General features: G+C 71.3%; 16 protein-coding genes. 7 read left to right on the top strand and 9 right to left on the bottom strand.

Annotated elements, in window-relative coordinates; genetic code table 11:
- Window positions 1–3: 3 nt before the first annotated feature.
- The 4 genes from AC07DO_RS05340 to hisD are packed head-to-tail and all read right to left on the bottom strand — an operon-like array spanning window position 4 to window position 3199.
- On the bottom strand, window positions 4–168 hold the full coding sequence (locus AC07DO_RS05340) for a hypothetical protein (RefSeq protein ID WP_055527442.1): 165 nt from the start codon (window positions 166–168) through the stop codon (window positions 4–6).
- 3 nt (window positions 169–171) lie between these two features.
- Complete coding sequence (gene hisB / locus AC07DO_RS05335) at window positions 172–765, bottom strand: imidazoleglycerol-phosphate dehydratase HisB (protein ID WP_479057219.1); 594 nt, start codon at window positions 763–765, stop codon at window positions 172–174.
- Window positions 762–1868 (bottom strand): histidinol-phosphate transaminase, encoded by a 1107-nt coding sequence (locus tag AC07DO_RS05330; RefSeq protein ID WP_479057217.1) that lies wholly within the window; start codon window positions 1866–1868, stop codon window positions 762–764. The genes hisB and AC07DO_RS05330 overlap by 4 nt, the downstream gene beginning before the upstream one ends.
- Window positions 1865–3199, bottom strand: a complete 1335-nt coding sequence (gene hisD / locus AC07DO_RS05325) for a histidinol dehydrogenase (protein WP_479057215.1) — start codon at window positions 3197–3199, stop codon at window positions 1865–1867. The genes AC07DO_RS05330 and hisD overlap by 4 nt, the downstream gene beginning before the upstream one ends.
- Window positions 3200–3431: 232 nt before the next feature.
- On the opposite strand from hisD, the gene AC07DO_RS05320 reads away from it, so the two are divergent.
- The 4 genes from AC07DO_RS05320 to ybaK all read left to right on the top strand — a co-directional run bounded on the left by AC07DO_RS05320 (window position 3432) and on the right by ybaK (window position 7403).
- Window positions 3432–4946 carry an oxidoreductase gene (locus AC07DO_RS05320; protein WP_479057532.1) on the top strand — a complete coding sequence of 505 codons (1515 nt, stop codon included), beginning with the start codon at window positions 3432–3434 and terminating at the stop codon, window positions 4944–4946.
- 195 nt (window positions 4947–5141) lie between these two features.
- Complete coding sequence (locus tag AC07DO_RS05315; RefSeq protein ID WP_385936243.1) at window positions 5142–6113, top strand: hypothetical protein; 972 nt, start codon at window positions 5142–5144, stop codon at window positions 6111–6113.
- Between the two features lie 2 nt (window positions 6114–6115).
- Window positions 6116–6862, top strand: a complete 747-nt coding sequence (locus tag AC07DO_RS05310; RefSeq protein WP_479057213.1) for an LON peptidase substrate-binding domain-containing protein — start codon at window positions 6116–6118, stop codon at window positions 6860–6862.
- A 34-nt stretch (window positions 6863–6896) separates the two neighbouring features.
- Window positions 6897–7403, top strand: a complete 507-nt coding sequence (gene ybaK / locus AC07DO_RS05305) for a Cys-tRNA(Pro) deacylase (RefSeq protein WP_479057211.1) — start codon at window positions 6897–6899, stop codon at window positions 7401–7403.
- Between the two features lie 193 nt (window positions 7404–7596).
- On the opposite strand, the gene AC07DO_RS05300 is transcribed toward ybaK, so the two are convergent.
- The 4 genes from AC07DO_RS05300 to AC07DO_RS05285 form a co-directional block, all read right to left on the bottom strand.
- Window positions 7597–8223 (bottom strand): DUF2567 domain-containing protein, encoded by a 627-nt coding sequence (locus AC07DO_RS05300; protein WP_479057209.1) that lies wholly within the window; start codon window positions 8221–8223, stop codon window positions 7597–7599.
- Window positions 8224–8257: 34 nt separating this feature from the next.
- Window positions 8258–9079: an ABC transporter permease gene (locus tag AC07DO_RS05295; RefSeq protein ID WP_479057206.1), complete on the bottom strand. Its 822-nt coding sequence runs from the start codon at window positions 9077–9079 to the stop codon at window positions 8258–8260.
- A gap of 43 nt (window positions 9080–9122) precedes the next feature.
- On the bottom strand, window positions 9123–10157 hold the full coding sequence (locus AC07DO_RS05290; protein WP_479057205.1) for an ABC transporter ATP-binding protein: 1035 nt from the start codon (window positions 10155–10157) through the stop codon (window positions 9123–9125).
- Between the two features lie 63 nt (window positions 10158–10220).
- Window positions 10221–11459 (bottom strand): NYN domain-containing protein, encoded by a 1239-nt coding sequence (locus AC07DO_RS05285; protein WP_479057203.1) that lies wholly within the window; start codon window positions 11457–11459, stop codon window positions 10221–10223.
- 337 nt (window positions 11460–11796) lie between these two features.
- On the opposite strand from AC07DO_RS05285, the gene AC07DO_RS05280 reads away from it, so the two are divergent.
- Window positions 11797–11976, top strand: a complete 180-nt coding sequence (locus AC07DO_RS05280) for a hypothetical protein (RefSeq protein ID WP_479057201.1) — start codon at window positions 11797–11799, stop codon at window positions 11974–11976.
- Window positions 11977–12068: 92 nt separating this feature from the next.
- Here AC07DO_RS05280 and dnaE read toward each other — a convergent pair whose 3' ends face one another.
- On the bottom strand, window positions 12069–15611 hold the full coding sequence (gene dnaE, locus AC07DO_RS05275) for a DNA polymerase III subunit alpha (RefSeq protein ID WP_479057199.1): 3543 nt from the start codon (window positions 15609–15611) through the stop codon (window positions 12069–12071).
- Between the two features lie 215 nt (window positions 15612–15826).
- Between dnaE and AC07DO_RS05270 the strand changes: the two genes are divergently transcribed.
- Together AC07DO_RS05270 and AC07DO_RS05265 are read left to right on the top strand one after the other, a co-directional pair.
- Window positions 15827–17155, top strand: coding sequence for a DUF2252 domain-containing protein (locus AC07DO_RS05270; RefSeq protein WP_479057198.1), 1329 nt, complete (start codon window positions 15827–15829; stop codon window positions 17153–17155).
- Window positions 17156–17192: 37 nt separating this feature from the next.
- A complete protein-coding gene (locus tag AC07DO_RS05265) occupies window positions 17193–17876 on the top strand; it encodes a hypothetical protein (RefSeq protein ID WP_479057531.1) in 684 nt (227 codons plus the stop codon).
- Window positions 17877–17901 lie beyond the last annotated feature (25 nt).

Raw genomic sequence — 17901 nt, 5'->3', positions numbered from 1 at the left:
CCGTCAGTTCCAGTAGTCGAGCCGGAGGATGCCCGCGGCCAGACACATCACGGCGGCGATGGAGAGCAGCGTGATGAGGCTCTTGGGCATGCCCTGCTTCACGAAGGAGATGATGCCGCCGATCAGGAAGAGACCGACGACGATGAGGATGGTGTTGAGCCCGGTCATGGGTTACAGCGCGCCCTTCGTGGAGGGAAGGATGCCTTCGGCGCGCGGGTCGCGCTCGGAGGCGTACCGCAGGGCGCGGGCCAGGGCCTTGAACTGGCACTCCACGATGTGGTGGGCGTTGCGCCCGTACGGCACGTGGACGTGCAGCGCGATCTGGGCCTGCGCGACGAAGGACTCCAGGATGTGCCGGGTCATCGTCGTGTCGTACGCGCCGATCATGGGCGCCATGTTCTCGGGCTCGGTGTGCACGAGGTACGGGCGGCCGGACAGGTCGACGGTCACCTGGGCGAGCGACTCGTCCAGCGGGACGGTGCAGTTGCCGAAGCGGTAGATGCCGACCTTGTCGCCGAGCGCCTGCTTGAAGGCGGCGCCGAGGGCGAGCGCGGTGTCCTCGATGGTGTGGTGCGAGTCGATGTGCAGGTCGCCGTCGGTCTTGACCGTCAGGTCGAAGAGGCCGTGGCGGCCGAGCTGGTCGAGCATGTGGTCGTAGAAGCCGACCCCGGTCGACACGTCGACCTTGCCGGTGCCGTCGAGGTCGATCTCGACGAGGACCGACGTCTCCTTCGTGGTGCGTTCGACCCGTCCTACGCGGCTCATGCGTCTCGCTCCTTCTTCAGTTCGCGTACCGCATCGAGGAACGCGTCGTTTTCTGCGGGGGTTCCGGTGGATACCCGGAGCCATCCCGGCACTCCGTTGTCCCGGACGAGGACGCCCCGGTCGAGAATCCGCTGCCAGACCTCATGCGAGTCCGGGAACCGCCCGAACTGCACGAAGTTGGCGTCGGAGTCCGTCACTTCGTACCCCGTCGCGCGCAGCTCGGTGACGAGGCGGTCGCGCTCGCCCTTGAGCTGCTCGACGTACTTCAGGAGCGTGTCGGTGTGCTCCAGGGCGGCGAGCGCCGTGGCCTGGGTGACGGCCGACAGGTGATAGGGCAGGCGTACGAGCTGCACCGCGTCGACGACCGCCGGGTCGGCGGCGAGGTAGCCGAGGCGCAGCCCGGCCGCGCCGAACGCCTTCGACATGGTGCGGGAGACGACGAGGTTCGGCCGGCCCTCGATCAGCGGGAGCAGCGAGTCGCCGTGGCTGAACTCCACGTACGCCTCGTCGATCACGACGAGGGACGGCTTCGCGGCCTGCGCCGCCTCGTACAGGGCGAGGACGGCGTCGGCCGGGACGGCGTTGCCCGTGGGGTTGTTGGGTGTGGTGATGAAGACGACGTCCGGGCGGTGCCCGGCGATGGCCTCCGTGGCCGCGTCGACGTCGATGGTGAAGTCGTCGTGGCGCGGTCCCGAGATCCAGCCGGTGCCGGTGCCGCGGGCGATGAGGCCGTGCATCGAGTACGAGGGCTCGAAGCCGATGGCCGTGCGGCCGGGTCCGCCGAAGGTCTGCAGCAGCTGCTGGATGACTTCGTTCGACCCGTTGGCCGCCCACACGTGGGCGCGCGTCACCTCGTGGCCGCCGGTGCGGGTGAGGTAGCGGGCGAGCTCGGTGCGGAGCTCGACGGCGTCCCGGTCGGGGTAGCGGTTGAGGTCGCGGGCGGCCTCGCGGACCCGCTCGGCGATGCGCTCGACGAGCGGTTCGGGCAGCGGATAGGGGTTCTCGTTGGTGTTGAGGCGTACGGGCACGTCGAGCTGGGGTGCGCCGTAGGGGGACTTGCCGCGCAGCTCGTCGCGCACGGGCAGGTCGTCGATTCCGGTCACTTGGTCCTCGGCACCTTCCACTCGAAACGCGCCTTGATCGCCGCGCCGTGCGCCGGCAGGTCCTCCGCCTCGGCGAGCGTCACGACGTGGTGCGCGACGTCGGCGAGGGCGTCGCGGGAGTAGTCCACGATGTGGATGCCGCGCAGGAACGACTGGACGCTGAGCCCCGAGGAGTGGCAGGCGCAGCCGCCGGTCGGCAGGACGTGGTTGGAGCCCGCGCAGTAGTCGCCGAGGGAGACGGGCGCCCACGGGCCGACGAAGATCGCGCCGGCGTTCTTCACGCGTCCCGCGACGGCGGCCGCGTCACCGGTCTGGATCTCCAGGTGCTCGGCGCCGTACGCGTCGACGACCCGCAGGCCCTCCTCCAGGCCGTCGACCAGGACGATCGCGGACTGGCGGCCGCTCAGCGCGGGGACGATGCGGTCCTCGACGTGCTTGGTGGCGGCGACCTGCGGCGCCAGCTCCTTCTCGACCGCGTCGGCGAGCGCGAGGGAGTCCGTGACGAGGACGGCGGCCGCGAGCGGGTCGTGCTCGGCCTGGCTGATCAGGTCGGACGCGACGTGCGCCGGGTCGGCGGTGTCGTCGGCGAGGACGGCGATCTCGGTCGGGCCCGCCTCGGTGTCGATGCCGATGCGCCCGGTGAAGTAGCGCTTGGCGGCCGCGACCCAGATGTTGCCGGGTCCGGTGACCATGTTGGCGGGGGCGCAGCTCTCGGTGCCGTACGCGAACATCGCGACGGCCTGGGCGCCGCCGACCGCGTACACCTCGTCGATGCCGAGGAGGGCGCAGGCGGCGAGGATCGTCGGGTGCGGCAGTCCGCCGAATGCGGCCTGCGGCGGGGAGGCGAGCGCCATCGACTCGACGCCGGCCTCCTGCGCGGGGACGGCGTTCATGATCACGGAGGAGGGGTAGACGGACCGGCCGCCCGGTGCGTAGAGCCCGACGCGCTCGACGGGCACCCACTTCTCGGTGACGGTGCCGCCGGGGACGACCTGGGTGGTGTGCGGGGTGCGGCGCTGCTCGCGGTGGACGGTGCGGGCGCGGCGGATGGACTCCTCCAGGGCCGCGCGCACGGCCGGGTCGAGGCCGTCGAGGGCCTCGGTGAGGGCGGCGGCGGGCACGCGGACCTGGTCCAGGCGCACGCCGTCGAACTTCTCCGCGTAGTCGATCAGGGCCGCGTCGCCACGATGATGCACGTCCTCGCAGATGGGCCGCACCTTCTCCAGGGCGGCCGCGACGTCGAAGTCGGCACGGGGCAGCAGGGCGCGCAGGGCGGCCCCCGACGGAAACTCCGTGAGGGCATCGCCGCGCAGATCGATTCGAGAGATCACACGGCCAATTCTCTCAGACCTTCATTCGACGCCGGACGCGCGTATCACTGGCTGATATGAACCCCGTCGGACCTCGTTGACCACTAAGGTCTCGCTGGCTTTCAGCCGGTCACCGAGCGGGCATGAAACAGGTGTACGAGAGGCGTGCGCCGCAGGACGGAGGGCGACAGCAGTGGTCGACGACGCCGGCACCGGGGATCCGCCGGACGGGCTGACCGCCGCGGAGATCGGCATGTGGCAAGCCTTCCGCAACGGCAGTGTGTACGACCTGAGATCGGGCGATCCGGCCGTCGACGATCCGCACGGCGGGCACCCCTGGGGCCCCGAGCGGAGCGTGCGGGCCCGCATCGTGTGCTGGCTGCTGCTCGACGGCCCGCCGGCGCTCGCGGGCCGCGTCTCGTCCCTGAAACTGGCGGGCGTGCAGATCACTGATCCGCTCGACCTCGCGGGCGGCACGGTCGTCCCGTATACCGAGATGAAGCACTGCCGCTTCGAGAAAGAGGTCCTCCTTCCCGAGGCCCGCTTCGCGACGCTGCGGCTCGTCGACTGCTCGATCCCGCGCGTCGAGGCGGCCCGGCTGCACACCGAGGGCGATCTGCACCTGCCGCGCTGCCGCATCCACAACGGCATCCGCCTCACCGACGCCCACATCGGCACCGACCTGCTCCTGAACCAGGCGGTGGTCTACCGCGACCGGCGCAGCCACTCCATCACCGGCGACGGCCTCACCGTCGGCCAGGACCTCCAGGCCGAGATGATGGAGTCGCACGGCGAGCTGAGCCTGCGCGGCGCGAAGATCGGCGTGTCCCTGAGCCTGCGCGGCAGCAGGCTGGTGAACCAGTACGGCAGGCACGCGCTCAACGCCCCGCAGATGACCGTCGAGCGGACGCTGTACCTGACCCCGGCCGCCGTCGGCAATCCGCCGCAGACCAGCGGCACCACACCGGCCCGCGGCACCCGAGTGCAGCGCTTCGAGTGCGACGGCGGCATCCGCCTCGACGACGGCCGCTTCGGCGACGCCATCGACTTCGCGCACGCCCGCCTCACGCTCCAGAACGACCAGGAGATCTCGCTGCGCCGCGTCCAGACGCCCGAGCTCCGCTTCCTCGGCGAGGCACCGCAGCGCGGCAAGGTCGTGCTGTCCGGCGCCAAGGTCGTCAACCTCATCGACCGGGCGTCGAGCTGGCCGGGGCCCGGCGGCCTCCAGATGGGCGGATTCACGTACGAGAACCTCGTGCCGCAGGGCAGCTTCCCGCTCTCCCGGCGGCTGAGCTGGGTGATGGCCGCGACCGCCGAGTACAACCCGGAGCCGTACGAGAAGCTCGCCACCGTCCTGCGCAACGGCGGCGAGGACGCCGACGCTCGCGAGGTGCTCCTCGCCAAGCAGCGGCGGCGCCGCGAGACCCTGCCGCTGGCGGCGAAGCTCTGGGGGTACGCGCAGGACTGGACCGTCGCCTACGGCTACCGGCCGGGGCGGGCCGCGGTCTGGATGGCCGTGCTGTGGGCGGTCAGCGCGGTGGCGTTCTCCCGCGCCGAGCATCCGGCGATCAAACCGGGCGAGCACCCGAACTGGAACCCCGCCCTGTTCTCCCTCGACCTGCTGCTGCCCGTCATCGACCTCGGCCAGGACACCTACTGGCAGCTGAGCGGCGGCTGGCAGTGGTTCTCGACCGCGCTGATCCTGCTCGGCTGGGTCCTCGCGACCACGGTGGCGGCCGGGGCCACGCGGCTCCTGCGGCGCAGCTGAGCCGTCCCGCCGCGGCCGAGAGCCGCGGCCTTCGGCCGAACCGTTACGCAACCACGGGCAACCATCCCCCGCCGTGGGCCGTCATCCCTGCGACCGACGAACAACCACAACGGTGACCGGCGGGACCGCGCGAGCGGCGCCGGTCGATGCGCAAAGGAGGGCACGGTGCTGCGTGCCTTCATCCGTACCGCCCGCATGGTCCGGCACACCCCGCGGCTCGCCGACGGCCTGCCGCCGGACGACGAGGTGCTCCTCGACGTGCCCGACGAGCGGCTCGCCCCCGCCCTGGTCGCCGCCGGACGCGGTGATCACGGCCCCGCCTCGAAGCTCCTCGCCACCACCCGCGAGGCCGCCGAGTGGGAGAACCGCGACCGCTACACCACGCGGCTCGCCGCCTTCGCCCGCTCCCGCCCCGAGTGGTTCGACGACTGGCTCGGCGCGTCCCCGCACGACCCGGACGCCCTGCTCGTCAAGGCCGAGCTGGCGGTGGTGCGCGGCTGGGAGTCACCGGCCCGCGCCGAACTCCTGCGCGAGTCCGGCCCGCTGCTCACCGCGGCCGCCGAGGCCGACCCGCGCGACCCGGTGCCGTGGCGGATCGCCCTCGACCACGCCCGCGGCACGCACGCCTCGCACACCGTGTTCGAGCAGCTGTGGGAGGAGGCGGTGCGCCGCTCCTCGTACCACTACGGCTGTCATGCGTCGGCCCTGCAGTACCTGTCGGCCGCCTGGTACGGCTCGCACCGCGAGTGCTTCGACTTCGCCGAGCGCGCGGCGGGCGACGCGCTGCCCGGCTCGCTGATACAGGTCCTCCCCGCGCGGGCCGCCTTCGCCTACCTGACGAGCCCCTCGGGGAACCTGCCGCGTGAGCGCCTGGACGCGGCGGCCGACCTCGCGATCGCCCTGTCGCGGGAGTACGCGGCCGGGGACCCGTGGCCCGCCGAGGTCCGCAACCTCCTCACGTACGTCCTGGTCCGCCTGGAGCGGTGGGACGACGCCCTGGAGCAGCTGCGCCTGATCGGGCCGTACGCGACGTCGTTCCCCTGGGACCGGATGGCCGACGATCCGCTCGGCCAGTTCCTGGAGCTGCGCGACGGCGTGCGCATCGAAGTGGCGTCGCGGACTCCGCTGCGCGGTCCGCGGGGACGCGACCGCTCCGGCGACCATTAGGCTTGCCGGTCGTGACCACCCGGCTTCCGCTCTTTCCGCTCAACTCGGTGCTGTTCCCCGGCCTCGTGCTGCCGCTGAACGTCTTCGAGGAGCGATATCGCGCCATGATGCGCGAGCTGCTCAAGGCCCCCGAGGAGGAGCAGCGCCAGTTCGCCGTCGTCGCGATCCGCGACGGCCAGGAGGTGGCGCCGAGCGCGCCGGGCCTCCCCGACCCGACGGCGCTGCCCGAGCACGGCCCCTCCGCGGGGTTCGGCGACGATCCGCTCAAGGCCTTCCACACCATGGGCTGCGTGGCGGACGCCGCGACGATCAGGGAGCGCGACGACGGCGGCTTCGAGGTCCTCGCGACGGGCACGACACGGGTGCGCATCGTGTCCGTCGACGCCTCCGGGCCGTTCCTCACCGCCGAGGTCGAGGAGGTGCCGGAGGAGTCCGGAGAGGGCGCGGGCACGCTGGCCGAGGGTGTCCTGCGTGCCTTCCGCTCGTACCAGAAGCGGCTGGCAGGGGCGCGGGAGCGGTCGCTGTCGACGGGCGCGGAGCTGCCCGACGACCCGTCCGTCGTGTCGTACCTGGTCGCCGCCGCGGCCGTCCTGGACACCGGCACGAAGCAGCGGCTCCTGGAGGCGCAGGACACGGCGGCGCGGCTGCGGGACGAGCTGACCCTGCTGCGCTCCGAGACCGCGATCATCCGCCATCTGCCCTCGCTGCCCGCGACGGACCTGACGCGCGGGACGACGAGCCTCAACTGACGCGGGTCCGCAACCGACGTAAGGCACGAGCACCTTGGCGAAGAAGCAGAAGAAGCAGACGGCACAGGCCGGGGGGACGCCCGCGACGGTCGCGCTCACCGCGGCCGGCACGTCCTTCACGGTCCACTCCTACGAACACGACCCGTCCCATCCCTCGTACGGCGAAGAGGCCGCGGAGGCGATGGGCGTGTCGCCCGACCGGGTCTTCAAGACGCTGGTCGCCGAGGTCGACGGCGCGCTCACCGTGGCGGTCGTCCCGGTGGCGGGCTCCCTGGACCTGAAGGCGCTGGCCGCCGCGGTCTCGGGCAAGCGGGCCGTGATGGCCGACCCGGCGGCCGCCGAGCGCACCACGGGCTACGTACGGGGCGGCATCTCCCCGCTCGGCCAGCGCAAGAGGCTGCGCACGGTCCTGGACGCGTCGGCGTCGGCGCACCCCACGATCTGCGTCTCGGCGGGCCGCCGCGGCCTTGAGGTGGAGCTGGCGCCGGGCGATCTGGCGTCGCTCACGGACGCGGTGCTCGCGCCGATCGGCCGGGCCTGAAAGCGCCCTCGACACCCGTCCCGTACGGGACTAGTACCGAGGGCATGTCGAAGAAGACGCGCATGCGGAAGTGGCGGGCCAAGAAGCGCAAGGCCAATCACGGCAAACGTCCCGCCTAGGGCCCCGTACCCGGGGCTCAGGGCCCTGGGTACGGATCGGGGGCTCGGGTACCGATCGGAGGCCCGGGTACGGCTCAGGGGCTCGGGTACGGCTCAGGGTCCCGGGGCCCGAACAGTCCCGTGAGGCCGAGGTGCACGGCCAGCGCGGCCACCGGCCAGGCGAGGACCGTGCCCATCGCCTTGAGTTCGAGCGGCGCGTCGAAGACGACCCCCTTGCCGACGGACTTGGCGTGCGCCACCACGTCCGTCTCGGGGCCGAGGAAGATGCCGACCCGCCACGCGAGCAGCGCGCCGAGCAGGCTGCCGACCCCGAGCCCCGCGACCAGCGGGATCCCGCCGCGCTTGCGGAGCAGGAAGACGACGACGCCGCTGACCAGGCCGAAGCCGAGCGACAGCAGGGTGAACGTTCCGTCTGTCCCGATGGCCTGCTCGCCCTCGGTGTCCTTCAGGTACACCGCCTTGCCGTCGGAGACGAGCGGCACCCGCGGCGCGAGCCACATCCACAGCGCTCCGAGCAGCACGCCGGCCACGGCCACCGCGACCATGATCACTGCGGCCTGCACCACTTCGGCCCGCAGGCCGTCGCCGTCCCGCTCGTACCCCTGGGGAGACGTCGCTCCCGACGGGTACGCGGGGGTCTGCCAGGGGTCGTGCGGGGGTTGTTCGTCCGGCGGCGGGGAGGGTGTCAACGGTGCGGTCACCCCCACATCGTGCCAGCACACCCTGTGCGGCGCGTCACCGGACGGCCGCCCGGCGGAACGCCCACGTGGCGACGGCCAGGGAGACGACGCCGACGCCCGCGCAGACCGCGAGGTCCAGGGCGACGACGGCCCAGTCCGGATCCGGCCCGAACGTGCGGGCGAAGGCCTCCACGCCGTAGGTCGAGGGCAGCAGGTCACGCGCGTACTGCAGCACCGTCGGCATGCGGTCGGCCGGGAGCACGCCGAGCAGCAGCGCCGCCGACATGCCCATCTGGCCGAGAAGCGTGGCCAGTTCAGGCCGTGGCGCGAGCAGGCCGAGGGCCGCGCCCAGCCCCGCGAGGGCGGCACCGGCCAACGGGATCACCGCGAGGAGCACCCACAGGTGGGTGAAGGGCAGCCCGAAGAGCCCGCATCCGACGACCGCGGTCACGAACGTGCCGGGCACCGTGAACGAGGCGTACGCGCCCGCGGCCCCCAGGACCACGGCCGCGGGCGGCACGGGGAGCGTGGCGTAGTGGTCGAGCCCGCCGTCGGAGCGGAGCTGCCCGAAGTACTGGGCGAGCAGGTTGAGGGCGACGAACGCGACGACGAGCACGGAGGACCCGGCGACGACGGCCCGCGCCTCACCGCCCCCGTCGACGACGCCACGCATCAGGATCATGATGCCGACGGACTGGAAGGTCGCGACGAAGAGCAGCGGGATGCGGGCGACCCGGGCCCGCGAGAGCTGGGCGCGGTAGACGGCCGAGAGCGCGGGCAGCAGCCGGGCCGGCGGCCCGAGGGGCGCGGGCGCTGGATCGGCCGCCTCGGCGGGCCCTTCGGCCCGCGCCACGGCTTCGAGGGGAACGGCACTCACCGGGCAACCCTTCTGTAGCTGTTCCTGCGCACTGTGCTCGGTGTCACGCCTTCACCAGCCCCCGTCCGCTGCCGCCCAGGGCGAGGTAGACATCCTCCAGGCTGGGTGTGGCCAGCGTGAAGTCGTCGAGCGCGGCGAACGCGGCACCGCCGGTGACGGCCGCGACGGCGGCCCGCGCCTCGTCCGGGGCGAGCCGCAGGGACCACCTGCGCCCCGACTCCACCGCCGAGGACCGCAGCGCGGCCACCTCCGGCACGTCGAGCGGCGCCCGCTCCCGCCACACCAGTTCCACCCTGACCTCGTCCGCGACCTTCTCCTTGAGTCCGGCCGGGCTGTCGCAGGCGATGACCTTGCCCTGGTCGAGCACGGCGACGCGGTCGAGGACGGTCTCGGCCTCGATGACGTTGTGGGTCACGAGGACCACCGTCGTGCCGCGCTCGGCCCTGCGCCAGTCGATGGCCGCCCAGACGGCGCGCCGCGCGACCGGGTCCATGCCGGTGGTGGGTTCGTCGAGGACGAGCAGCTGCCGCTCCCCCACCAGGGCGGTGGCGAAGCAGGCGAGCCTGCGCTGCCCGCCGGAGAGCTTCTTCAGCGGCCGTGCGGCCAGCGCCGTGAGCCCCAGCTCCTCGAGGACCGCGTCCCGCTCGGCCCGCGCCCGCGGCACGTCGAGCCCGCGCAGCCGCGCGGTCGTCTCGACGGCGAGCGACACGGTCAGCTCGTCGAGGGCGGTGGACTCCTGGCCGAGGTACGCGAGGATCCGCGCGGCCCGTTCGGGGTGGCGCACGATGTCGTGGCCGAGGATCTCGACGCTGCCGCTGTCGGGCCGCATCAGGCCGGTCAGCTGGCGTACGAGGGTGGACTTGCCGGCGCCGTTGGGGCCGAGCAGACCGAAGATCTCGCCGCGTTCGACCGTCAGACGGATCCCGTCGGTGGCGCGGACCTCGGGGGTCGCGGGCCTGCCGCGCCGGGCGCGGGCGGCGGGATAGGTCTTCACCAGGTCGCGCACCGCGCAGACGGCGTCGTTGCCGTGTTCCTGACGGAGTCCCTGTCGGACTGCCGGTGTCGGGCGCGTACTCACGAGGGACGAGCCTACGGGGTCGTGGGGCTCGGACTGCGCCCGGGGCGCCCCGTACGTCCCTTCTCAGTCACCTGCGCGGTCCCCCGCGGGCGCGTGCTCGGCGGCCGTGCGCGCGTCGACCTCGCGCCAGAAGCCGGCCCTGATCGCGTACCGGTCGTGCTCGTCGATCTGGTCGTCCTTGTGCGCGAGCAGGCCGAACCGTGCGGCGTAGCGGAGCAGCTCGCCGTCGACGCGGTGCGGGATGCGGGGGTACATCGTCGACAGCTTCTGCAGGCTGTGCTGTTCCGGGAGCCGCGCCATCCAGCGCCGCGCGAACACCTGACCGACTTCGAAGGGGTCGCCGCCGACGGTGGTGATGTCCTCCTCGCGGTCGGCCCAGCGCTGCTCGGCCGTGGTCAGCTGAGCGAGGGTGGGCAGCGCGGCGGCCTCGGCGCCCTCGGCGGCGGTGCCCGGGCGCTCGACCCAGCCCTTGTCGGAGGACCAGCGCAGTGTCGCGTTGGTGGGGTGCTGCGGGGGCTGGGTGCCGGGGCCGCGCAGGGCGGCGAGGTCCTTGGGAGTGGGCACGCCCTTGCCCGGCGGCATGCGGTGCTCGTCGGGCTGCCTGCCGTTGGCGGCGGGTTCGGGGTGGTGGTCCTGGGCCTCTTCCTCGGTGTGCTGCGCGGCGGCGGCGAGTGCGGACTCCGGCAGGGGGGCGGAGAGGATCGCGGCGATCTCGGGGCGCGGCGCGGGCGGGGGCGCGCAGATGCCGGTGAGCTCCTTGGGGCGGACGGCCTTGGTGATCCAGGCGCGGTCGAGTACGCGCCGTTCGTCGGCCTCCGCGACGAGGTCCTCGGACTGGTTGTAGTCGCCGTCGGCGGCCTGGACTGCCCACAGGTGGACGGCGACGCCGTGTTCCTTGGCGGCCATCATGCCGGGCAGCAGATCGCCGTCGCCGGTGACGAGCACGACGTCGGAGCAGGCGCGGTTGCGGGCCAGTTCGGTCAGTTCGGCGTGCATCGCGGCGTCGACGCCCTTCTGCGCCCACCGGCCGTCGCTGCGGGTCAGGGCGCCCAGGCGGACGGTGACGCGCGGCATGACGCGCAGCCGCCGGTGTTCGGGCTGGGGGACGCGGTCGGGGGCGCCGTCGAACCAGTAGATGCGCAGGAGGGGGCGCTCGGTGTCGGATTCCGCGCGTTCGCGCAGGCCCTGGATGAGGGCGGAGTGATCGACGGTGATCCGGGACCTGGACGGTTCGCCGGCGAGGAGACTCGCGGCGGCACCCAGCAGATAACCGGCGTCCACCAGGACGATGCAGCGATCCACGCGGTCCACCCTCTTTCCCTGGAGGTTCCCTGACGTGCCTGGAGGTTCCAGGACAGTGCTACGTGCCTGGAGGTCTCTGGACGTTCCCTCGAAGGCCCACGAAGACACCCTGTCGGGTCGACGAATCAGGGGTGCGGGTCCGCGTCGGGTTCCCTTCGAGTCTGCCCGACCCGGCGGAGGTTAACGGCCGGAACTCGATCTTCGGCGTGGCGCATCGGCGGATCGCTCCCCGACAGGCCTTATTACGCACGGTAATTCTCCGAAATGCACTCTTTCGCGCGATATGTGAATCTGGTCGCGTCCTGGCCCCCAGATCCCCCTCAGGAGGAAGATCACTATGGCCAAGAACAAGAACCGCAAGCAGGGCAGCCAGCAGGACCGCGCATCGGCGGCCGAGCAGGCTTCGGAGCAGGCCAAGTCGACCGCGACGGAGGCTCAGTCCGCCATGGAGTCGCAGTCGCAGGGCAGCCCTGCCGATGTTGCCCGTAAGCACCAGCGACGCTTCGGTCACAACTGACGCGCGCCCAGGCACACATGGCACGCATGAGGGGCGCACCCGGTCCGGGTGCGCCCCTCATGGCATGAGTCAGCCGGTGAGCGGGGGCGGGGTCAGCCCGCCAGGCAGGACGGGCCGAGCAGCACCTTCAGGTCGCCGAAGAGCGCCGGGTCCGGCTTCACGCGGTGCCGGTCGAGCCGCAGCACGGTGGTCTTCTGCGCGCCCTGGAGCTTGATCCGCACTTCGCTGTTGCCGCGGTGGTGGCTGAGGACCTCCCCGAGGCGGGTGATCATCGGCGGGCTCACCTTGACCGTCGGGATGGTGATGATCACGGGCGCGTTGGTGCCCGCGTTCGACAGGTCGGGGACCTGCATCTCCATCGCGACGAGCCGCGGCACGTCCTCGCGCTTGTCGAGGCGTCCCTTGACGAACACCACGGCGTCCTCGACGAGTTGCGTCGACACCAGCTGGTACGTGGCCGGGAAGAACATGCACTCGATGGAACCGGCGAGATCCTCGACCGTGGCGATCGCCCAGGCGTTGCCCTGCTTGGTCATCTTGCGCTGCAGGCCCGAGATGATGCCGCCGATGGTCACGACGGAACCGTCGGAGAAGTCACCGCCGGTGAGCTGCCCGATGCCCGCGTCCGCCTTGTCGGACAGGACGTGCTCCAGGCCGAAGAGCGGGTGGTCGGAGACGTACAGGCCGAGCATCTCGCGCTCCTGGGCGAGCAGGTAGGTCTTCTCCCACTCGTCCTCGGAGAACTCCACGTCGAGCCCGAAGCCCGGCTCGTCGCCGCCGGACTCCTCCCCCATCCCTCCGAAGAGGTCGAACTGCCCCTCGGCCTCCTTGCGCTTGACCGCGACCACGTTGTCGATCATCGGCTCGTACTGCGCGGTGAGGCCCTTGCGGGTGTGCCCCATCGTGTCGAAGGCGCCCGCCTTGATCAGCGACTCCGTGGTGCGCTTGTTGCAGGCGGTGGCCTCGACCTTGTCCAGGTAGTCGGGGAAGGAGGTGAACTTCCCCTTCGCCTTCCGCGACCGGATGATCGACTCGACCACGTTCGTGCCGACGTTGCGGACGGCCTCCAGGCCGAAGAGGATCACGTCGTCGCCCTGGGCGGCGAAGTTGTGCACCGACTCGTTGACGTTCGGCGGGAGCACCTTGATGCCCATGCGGCGGCACTCGTTGAGATAGATCGCCGACTTGTCCTTGTCGTCCTTCACCGAGGTGAGGAGCGCGGCCATGTACTCGGCCGGGTAGTTCGCCTTCAGGTAGGCGGTCCAGTAGGTGACCAGGCCGTACGCGGAGGAGTGCGCCTTGTTGAACGCGTATCCGGCGAACGGGACCAGGACGTCCCACAGGGCCTGGATCGCCTCGTCCGAATAGCCGTTCTTCCGGGCGCCCGCCTGGAAGAGGACGAAGTTCTTCTCCAGCTCCTCGGGCTTCTTCTTGCCCATCACGCGGCGCAGGATGTCGGCTTCGCCGAGCGAGTAGCCGGCGACGATCTGCGCGGCCTTCTGCACCTGCTCCTGGTACACGATGAGGCCGTAGGTGAGGCCGAGCGTCTCCTTCAGGGGCTCTTCGAGCTCCGGGTGGATCGGCGTGATCTCCTGGCGGCCGTTCTTGCGCTCGGCGTAGTTCGTGTGCGAGTTCATGCCCATCGGGCCCGGCCGGTACAGGGCCGAGACGGCGGAAATGTCCTCGAAGTTGTCGGGCTGCATCTGGCGCAGCAGCGAGCGCATCGGGCCGCCGTCGAACTGGAAGACGCCGAGCGTGTCACCGCGGCAGAGCAGTTCGAAGGTCTTCGGGTCGTCGAGCGGGAGGGAGAGCATCTCCAGGTCGATGCCCTTGCCGGCCCGCACCATCTTGACGGCGTCGTCCATGATGGTGAGGTTGCGCAGGCCCAGGAAGTCCATCTTGAGCAGGCCGAGCGACTCGCACTGGGGGTAGTCCCACTGCGTGATGGTCACGCCGTCGGTGTGCCGGGTCCAGAGCGGGGCGTGGTCGACGATCGGCTCGCTGGACATGATCACGCCGGCAGCGTGCACGCCCATCTGCCGGACCAGGCCCTCGACGCCCTTCGCGGTGTCGATGACCTTCTTCACGTCCGGCTCGTTCTCGTACATCCCCCGGATCTCGCCCGCTTCGCTGTAGCGCGGGTGCTTGGGGTCGGTGATGCCGGAGAGGTCGATGCCCTTGCCGAGGACGTCGGCGGGCATCGCCTTGGTGAGGCGGTCGCCCATCGCGTACGGATATCCGAGCACGCGCGCGGAGTCCTTGATCGCGTTCTTCGCCTTGATCTTGCCGTACGTGCCGATCATGGCGACCTTGTCGGCGCCGTACTTCTCCGTCACGTACCTGATCACTTCGACGCGCCTGCGCTCGTCGAAGTCGATGTCGACATCGGGCATGGAGACGCGCTCGGGGTTGAGGAACCGCTCGAAGATCAGTCCGTGCGTGATCGGGTCGAGGTCGGTGATGCCCATCGCGTACGCCACGATCGAACCGGCCGCGGAGCCTCGGCCGGGGCCGACCGCGATGCCGTTGTTCTTGGCCCACATGATGAAGTCGGCGACGACCAGGAAGTACCCCGGGAACCCCATCTGGATGATGATGTCCATCTCGTACTCGGCCTGCTTCTGCCGGTCCTCGGGGACACCGCCCGGGTAGCGGCGCTCCATGCCGCGGCGGACCTCCTCCTGGAACCAGGTGACCTCGGTGAAGCCCTCCGGGATGTCGAACTTCGGCATCAGGTCGCGCTTCTCGAACATGCCCGTGGTGTCGATCTGCTCGGCCACCAGGAGCGTGTTGCGGCAGCCCTCCTGCCACGCGTCCGAGGAGTCGATGGCGTACATCTCCTCCGTGGACTTCAGGTAGTAGCCCGTCCCGTCGAAGCGGAAGCGGTCCGGGTCCGAGAGGTTCTTGCCGGTCTGGATGCAGAGCAGCGCGTCGTGCGCCACGGACTCGTGCGCGTACGTGTAGTGCGAGTCGTTCGTCACCAGGGGCGGGATGCCGAGCTTCTTGCCGACCCGGAGCAGGTCGTCACGGACCCGGCGCTCGATGTCGATGCCGTGGTCCATCAGCTCCAGGAAATACCGGTCCTTGCCGAAGATGTCCTGGTAGTCCGATGCCGCCTGCACCGCCTCGTCGAACTGGCCGAGCCGCAGCCGCGTCTGCAGCTCGCCCGAGGGGCAGCCGGTGGAGGCGATAAGACCCTCCGACCACTGGGAGATGGTCTCCCTGTCCATGCGGGGCCACTTCTGCAGCCAGCCCTCCGCATAGGCGTCGGAGGAGAGCCGGAAGAGGTTGTGCAGGCCCGTCTTGTTCGCCGCCCAGATCGTTTTGTGCGTGTAACCACCCGAACCGGACACGTCGTCGCGCTTCTGGTGCGGCTGGCCCCACTGGATCTTCCGCTTGTTGCGGCGCGACTCCGGCGCCACGTACGCCTCGATCCCGATGATCGGCGTGACGCCCGCCTTCTGCGCCGAGTGGAAGAAGTCGTACGCCCCGTGCAGGTTGCCGTGGTCGGACATGGCGATGTGCGTCATGCCCATCTCATTGGCCGCGTCGAACATGTCCTTGAGCCGCGCGGCACCGTCAAGCAGCGAGTACTGGGTGTGCACGTGCAGGTGCGTGAAGGGCGGCTTGGTCACGGTGGAAGGCCTCCGGAGAACGGCGGGCTACAGGCTGCGGACAGTCTGGGGGGACAGCGTGGAAGTCTAATCCGGAGCGCTGACAGCCGACGGGCACTCGGGGGTACGGTCGAGCGTTGGAAGGGACGGAACCCAGTCCTTGAAGGGCGGAACATCCGCCCTTATGTCACGCACCACATGTCACGCACCACCCCTGTACCAGGAGGCACCCAGCGATGTCGGTCCCGCAGCCCACGGCTGAGCAGCGCGGCGAGGAGATCCTCGCCGTCTTCGACACCGCGTTCGGCGAGCTGCTCGCCGCGGACCCCGCCGCGTTCCGGGTCAAGTTCCGGAAGATGGCCTCCTCCGCCTTCGCGTTCTACCGCGGCACGGCCTGCCTGTTCTACGGCGACCTGGAGCGGGAGCAGCACGGCGGCCCCTACCTCGACGACCGCACGGGCCGGGTGTGGATCCACGGCGACCTGCACGCCGAGAACTTCGGTACGTACATGGACGCGCAGGGCCGCCTGATCTTCAACGTGAACGACTTCGACGAGGCCTACGTGGGCCCCTTCACCTGGGACCTGAAGCGCTTCGCCGCCTCCGTGGCCCTGATCGGGTACACGAAGGCGCTGGGCGACGACCAGATCACCGACCTCGTGCGGACGTACGCGGCGGCGTACCGCGAGCGGATCCACGACCTGGCGACCGGCGCCAAGAGCGACGAGGTGCCGCCCTTCACGCTGGACACCGCCCAGGGCCCCCTCCTGGACGCGCTGCGCGACGCCCGTTCCCTGACCCGGTTCGGGCTGCTCGACTCGATGACCGAGATCCGCGACTTCGAGCGCCGCTTCGCGGCCGGGGGCGGCTCCATCGAGCTCGACGCCGCCACGCGGTACAAGGTCCTCGCCGCGTTCGACGGCTATCTGGAGACGCTGCCGGAGTCCTCGCTCACCCGCCCCGACTCGTACCGCGTGAAGGACGTCGTGGGCCGTCGCGGCATCGGCATCGGCTCCGCGGGCCTGCCGTCGTACAACATCCTCCTGGAGGGCAACAGCGACGCCCTGGAGAACGACGTCGTGATCTACCTCAAGCAGGCGCAGACCCCCGCCGTCTCGCGCCACATCACGGACCCGGCGGTCCGTGGCTACTTCCAGCACGAGGGCCACCGCACGGTCATCTCGCAGCGCGCGCTGCAGGCGCACGCCGACCCCTGGCTCGGCTGGACCGAGCTGGACGGCGCGGGCCAGCTGGTCGCCGAGGTGTCGCCGTACGCGGTGGACCTGGACTGGTCGGACATCGACGACCTCGACGAGATCTCCTCCGTCGTCGCCGACCTGGGCCGTGCCACGGCCACGATGCACGCCGCCGCGGACGACGAGAGCGGACACTCCGACCTGGTGCCGTTCTCCACGGAGCGCGCCATCGACGCCGCGATCGCCGGGGACGAGGACGGCTTCGCGGACCTGCTCGTCGACTTCGCGCACTCGTACGGCGCACGCGCGCGTGCGGACCACCAGATCTTCGTCGACCTGTTCCGCAACGGTCGGATCCCGGGGCTGTAGGCACCGCCCACAGGAACACATGGCACACTCCTCCGCGATGGACATATCCGGGATTCAGCTCAGAGTGGTGCGCGCGGCGCTCTTCACGGCACTCGTCGTGACGCTGTCCGCCGCGTCGCACGTGCTGCTGTCCCGCGTTCCCCTGCCGCTGACCACCGTCGCGGCGATCGCCGCCGCCGTCTTCGCCATCGCGTACGCGACGGCGGGGCGCGAGCGCGGGTACGGACGGATCGCAGCCCTGCTGATCCCTCTGGAGCTGGCCGCCGACACGGTGTTCACCGCGGGGCAGCACGTCTGCTACGGCGAGGCGGGCGGCCCCGTCGCGGGCCCGCTGCGCGCCGTCGGCTTCGACGTGCTGTGCGGCGGGGCGCCCGTGGGAACCCCGCTGGCCAGGATGACCGCCGAGGGGCACGGCGCCGCCGCGCTCCTCTCCGACGTGGACCCGGGCGCGGCCTGGCTGCTGCTCGGGGCGCACGTCGGGGTGGGCCTCCTCGCGGCGGCCTGGCTGCGGCGCGGCGAGCGGGCGCTGTCCCAGTTGCTCCGCGCGGTCGCCGCCGCGACGTTCCGGCCCCTGCTGATCGCGGTCGCCGCGGTCGCCACCTCCCGCATGCCCGTACGCCGCCCGCCGCGCCCCGCGCGCCGGGTGCCGGCGGTGCGCACGCGGCTCCTCGTGCACTTCGTGGGACGGCGTGGACCGCCGTGCTCGGCCGTCTTCGCCTGAGCACAGCACCCCCACGCAGTTCGTC

The organism is Streptomyces sp. NPDC045678, assembly GCF_056432085.1.
The sequence above is the reverse complement of the archived record's forward strand: the minus strand, read 5'-3'. Positions and strand labels throughout refer to the sequence as shown.